The 4,708-nt window shown below is 74.5% G+C and carries 2 protein-coding genes; both read right to left on the minus strand.

All coding sequences use genetic code 11. The features are described 5' to 3' along the window. Positions 1-85: 85 nt before the first annotated feature. Positions 86-2,200: a PIG-L family deacetylase gene (locus tag ACSNOD_RS28560; RefSeq protein ID WP_436769966.1), complete on the minus strand. Its 2,115-nt coding sequence runs from the start codon at positions 2,198-2,200 to the stop codon at positions 86-88. A 60-nt stretch (positions 2,201-2,260) separates the two neighbouring features. Next, the coding region (locus tag ACSNOD_RS28565) for a YfhO family protein (protein WP_436769967.1) at positions 2,261-4,708 on the minus strand (2,448 nt) is incomplete at its 5' end.

Raw genomic sequence — 4,708 nt, forward strand, 5'->3', positions numbered from 1 at the left:
GTGTTGACCGTGTCGTTGACCAGAACGGTCGTCACGATCTCGCGATGCAGCGCGTGCCGTGCGCTGCCGTGCGCGCGGTGTGCGCTCAGCTCGTGCGGTCCTGCTGCTCCGTCGCCGCGGCCCGCCGCGCCTTCGCGGCCGGGGCCCAGCCGCCGACCGACTGCCCGGCCGTGGCCCGCGTCCAGTACAGACGCCCGTCCAGGCCGATGACGGCCACGGCGGCCTGCCCGGACCCGTACGGCACCGCCGCGGGCGCGCCGGCGAACAGGAAGCCGGACGGGCTCCAGTCCGTGCTCGCCTCGGAGCCCGCGGGGATCTGCGCCGCGCTCACCATGCCGTAGTCGTCCCGGCCGGCCAGCACCGTGAAGTCCTTGCCGGCCGCGGCGGTGACGGGGCCGAACCCGGCCTTGCCGCCGAGCTCGACCGGGATGCCCTGCCAGGGCCGGTCGGGGCGGTTGCGCATGGTGAGCACCTCGGCGGTGCCCGGCTTGCGGAAGAACAGCCGGACCTCGTCGCCGTCGGCGCGGGCGGTCAGCGGGCCGGTGGTGGTGGGCAGCCCGGTCGGCCGCACCGGGTCCATGGGGCCGCGGGGCCGGTTCTGCGACCAGGCCAGCACCGTTCTGCGGGTGGCGGCGAACACATGGACGCGGCCCTCCGAGTCGGTGACGGCCGCCAGGTCGCCCAGCAGATCCGTGCCCCGCAGATCGGTCCAGGGCTCCCAGGTGCCGCCCGGCGCCTGGTACCGCGCGCTGAGCCCGTGCGAGCCGTTGCGGAGGAAGACCATCAGCCGGCCCGAGCCGTCCACCGCGGCCCGCGGCGCGCCGAGCTCCCAGGTCCTGACCTGGTCGCCGCCGTGCGGGTCGCCGAGCGACTCCCAGGGGCCGAAGTCGCCGTTGGGTGCCGTCTGCCGGGTGGTGACCAGCTCCCGGCGGTAGTCGGTGGGGCCGGGCCCGATGACCGTACGGGTGGCGACCACCGCGAGCCGGCCGTCGGCCAGCCGCACCGCGCTCGCGCCGTCGTCGATGCCGGCGCCGGGCAGCAGCTGGGGGCCGCTCCAGTCGCCGGTCCCGCGCCCGTTCTCCTTCCACACGCCGAGCCGGCCGCCCAGCACCCCGAAGGCGCGCAGCGAGCCGTCCTGCTGGGCCTGGACCCAGCTGGTGGACTCGCCCCGGTGGTAGCGGGTGGACTGCACCCAGTTGTACGCCATCGGGTTCTTGCCGACCTTGCGGTCGCCGCAGCCGGCGGCGTCCCGGCAGTCGTAGTCGTCGGTCCAGCCGTAGACGTTGAGCGCGTCCAGCTTGATCTTGCGCGCGCCGGGGCTGAGCGAGAACGGCAGCTTGTTGTTGAAGTAGCCGACGTACATCTGGGTCAGCACCGGCGGCCGGCCGGCGGCCGGGGACCGCTCGGCGTAGCGGGCCAGCGCCCGCTGGGCGAACCGGGCCCCGTACATGTGGTCCTGGTGGTCCTCGTACCCCTTGGGGTTGTGGTCCGGGGTCGGGTCCTGGAGCCGCACGTAGGTGGGTTTGAACCGCTCCAGCAGGCTGACGAGGGTGTCGGTCAGCTGGTCCTTGGTGTAGCTGAAGGGGCGGGTGACCGGGCTGCCCTCGGCCAGCATGGACTCCAGCGCCGGGGTCTCGCCGTCCCACAGGGCGCGCAGGCTCAGCGGCTGCTTCTTGCTCACGCTGCGCGCCTCGCGCAGCTGGAGCCAGACCAGGTGCACGCCCTGGGCGCCGTCGAGGGTGTCCAGTTCGGCCTGGGCGCCGCCCGCGGTGGTGATCGCCTCGCGCCGCCAGTGCGCCGCGCGGTTGCCGGTGGCCATCTTGGCGTAGGCGGCGCGGATGCCGTTCTGCCGGGCCTCGGCGAACTTCGGCCGGTCGGGCTTGGTGCCCTTGGGCCCGTTGACCCCGTCCGACTCACCGGAGGTGAGGTAGATGGTGGTGACGGGCTTGCGGGAGACCAGGGTGTGCGACAGGTCCGGGTTCATGAAGTACAGGTCGTCGTCCGGGTGGGCGACGATCTGCACCACCGACTCGGCGGTGTTCAGGGTGCTGGCCGGCCGGGTGGCGGCCAGGTCCGCGCCGGGCGCGGCCGTGCCGGTGACGCGGTGCGGGGTGCTGCCGCCCGAGGTGCACGCCGTCAGCCCGGCGAGGGCCAGGGCGGCGGCGACCACGGAGCGTCGGCGCGGGTGCGGAATGCGCATGGGTGAGGACCGATCCAATACGTTCGGCGTTGGTGCGGTGGCGGGGGGCGGGGCGGGCGGCTAGCCGGCGCGCCCGTCCTGTCCGCGGCGTGGCAGCCGCCGTCTGAGCGCCGGCCAGGCGGCCAGCAGCCCGAGGGCGCCCGCGGCGCCCGCGAGGATCGCCACCGAGGCGCGCAGCCCGCGCGGCCGGAAGGAGCAGGAGACCTCGTCGGCGCCGGAGTCCGGCAGCCGGACCCCGAGCAGCCCGTTGTACGAGATCGGGCGGCGCTGCGGCCCACCGTCGACGGAGCACTGCCAGCCGGGCACGTTCGCCGTCGCGAAGACGGCGGTGCCGCGGGAGCCGGCGGGGAGCGCGGCCTTGAGGCCGTGCCCGGAGGCGTCGACGTCGGTGGCGCCGGTGCGCTTGAGGTCGGCGACGGCGCGTCGCAGCCGGTCCTCGCCGAGACAGCCGATGGGGCTGCCGGGCAGCTCCGTCCTGGCCTTGGCGGTGAGGTCGACGGAGACCGTGCCGTTCGCGGGCACGGTGCCCAGCCGGATCAGCGGGGCGGCCTTGGCCGGGTAGCGGCCGTCGATCCGCAGGGGCTTGCCGTCGGGGCCGGGGATGGAGCCGTTGGTCCAGGTGGCGCTGAGGTACGCGGTGTCGCCGGGGCGGCACTGCGCGGTGAACCGGTACGGGTCCTTCCGCTTGTTCAGCAGGAACACCCCGTGGCGGGCCTTGCGGGGCTCCTCACCCGCGAAGGAGACGGCCGGCACGTCGTACACCCGGTGGCCCAGGACGGCCTCCTGCTGGGTGAAGACCGAGCCGCGCTGCCCCCAGGCGGGGGTGCCGTTGCCGGAGTGAACGGTGACCAGCGGCGGGTTGTCGTAGCGCTCGACGGTCACCCGGTCGCTGTCCGGGCTGTGCCGCACCCGGGCGCCGACCGAGAAGATCGCGTCGGCGACGGGGTTGTCCTGGCCGATCACATGGCGGCCGTGCATGGTCCAGGCGTAGCCCAGCCGGCGGGTGACGTCGGCGGACTGCTGGGGCACATAGCTGCTGTAGTACGAGGGGCCCTCGCCGCCGATGAGCTGCGGATCGTTGTTGACGATCTCGGTGGGGCCGGTGTCCGTGCGGAAGCGCGGCCAGCCGTCGAGGTCGGTCACGGCCTTCCGCAGGGCGTCGTGGCGGGCGCCCCAGGTGGGGTGCGGGGTGAAGAACGCGATCCGGTCGCGGAACCGGTCGGTGACCACCGCGCTCGCCGCCGTCTCGGCGAAGACCACGGCGGTCAGCGCCACGGCGATCACCGCTCCGGTGCGGGTGCGCACCGAGGCCGCGCCCGGCCGGGTGGCGCCGGCCCGGACCAGCCACACCAGCAGCGCCAGCGTGAGCGCGCCGCCGCCCAGGACCACCAGCCAGGTCAGCCAGTAGACGCCGCCCTTGCCCTGCCAGGCCGTGCCGGCCGCCAGCGCGCAGACGCCGCCGCCGGCCGCGAGCAGCGTCACCGGCTTGGGCCGGTGGGTCAGACAGAGCCAGCCGATGGTGGCCAGCAGCCCGGTGAGCACCAGCGCGGCCCGGTACGGGCTGCCGTTGGGCTGCGCCATGCCGTGCCACACCTTGACGGTCGGCAGCCAGCAGAACGACAGGGCGATGCCGACGACCGCGATCGACCAGACGGCGCGGGTGCGGGCCGCGATCGCCCGGTTCAGCGGGAAGGCCAGCACCAGCAGCAGGATCAGCATCCCGACGAAGAACCGCGGGATGGAGATCGGCGCGCGCTGGGCGGGCAGCAGCTGGAGGAGGAAGTCGAGCAGCGAGGGCCCGTGGTACGGCAGCGGGGCGATCGGCTGGGCGTTCTTGCTGGCGTAGAAGGAGGGCAGGATCATGGGCGCGGCGAGGGCGGTGCCCAGGCCGAACACGACCGCGGCGCGCACCGCGAACACCAGGCGCCGGCCGCGCTCCCAGTCCAGGGCCAGCAGGAACACCACGGCCACGACGGCGGTGCCGATGCAGGCCATCATCGCGGTGTAGAAGTTGCCCGCCCAGGCCAGGCCGACCATGGGGGCGGCCCAGAGCCAGCCCTTGCCGGTGCGGTGCCGGGCGCAGCGCAGCAGCGCCAGCAGCATCAGCGGCAGCGCGGTCAGGCCCCACAGCCACATCGGGTCGGGGGTGCCGTCGTTGAGGGTCCAGCCGGACAGCCCGTACGCGGCGCCGAACAGGCCGGCGGCCCACCAGGGGCCGGGCCGGAACCGGCGCAGCCAGACCGCCATCATCGCGGCGCCCAGGCCGATGCTCAGCACCTCGCCGACATAGACGCCCAGGTCCACCTGGTCGCGCGGGAACAGGCCCACGACCAGGGAGAACGGGTTGCCGAGGAAGCTGGTGAACTCCGCCCAGTAGGGCACGCCGAAGGCGCTGTTCCAGTTGAAGTAGAGGTCGCCCGAGCCGGTGCCGTGCAGCAGGTCCCACAGATGGGCGTGGAAGGGGACGAACTGGTTCCCGAGGTCGTTGACGGCGCGCGAGTGGCCGCC

Origin of the sequence: Streptomyces sp. URMC 123 (assembly GCF_051386515.1) — a bacterium.
Classification (GTDB): domain Bacteria; phylum Actinomycetota; class Actinomycetes; order Streptomycetales; family Streptomycetaceae; genus Streptomyces.

What these genes read in the sequence shown, in the direction of transcription:
- ACSNOD_RS28560 (WP_436769966.1), bottom strand. Translation starts at nt 2,200, where the DNA reads ATGCGCATTCCGCACCCGCGCCGACGCTCCGTGGTCGCCGCCGCCCTG.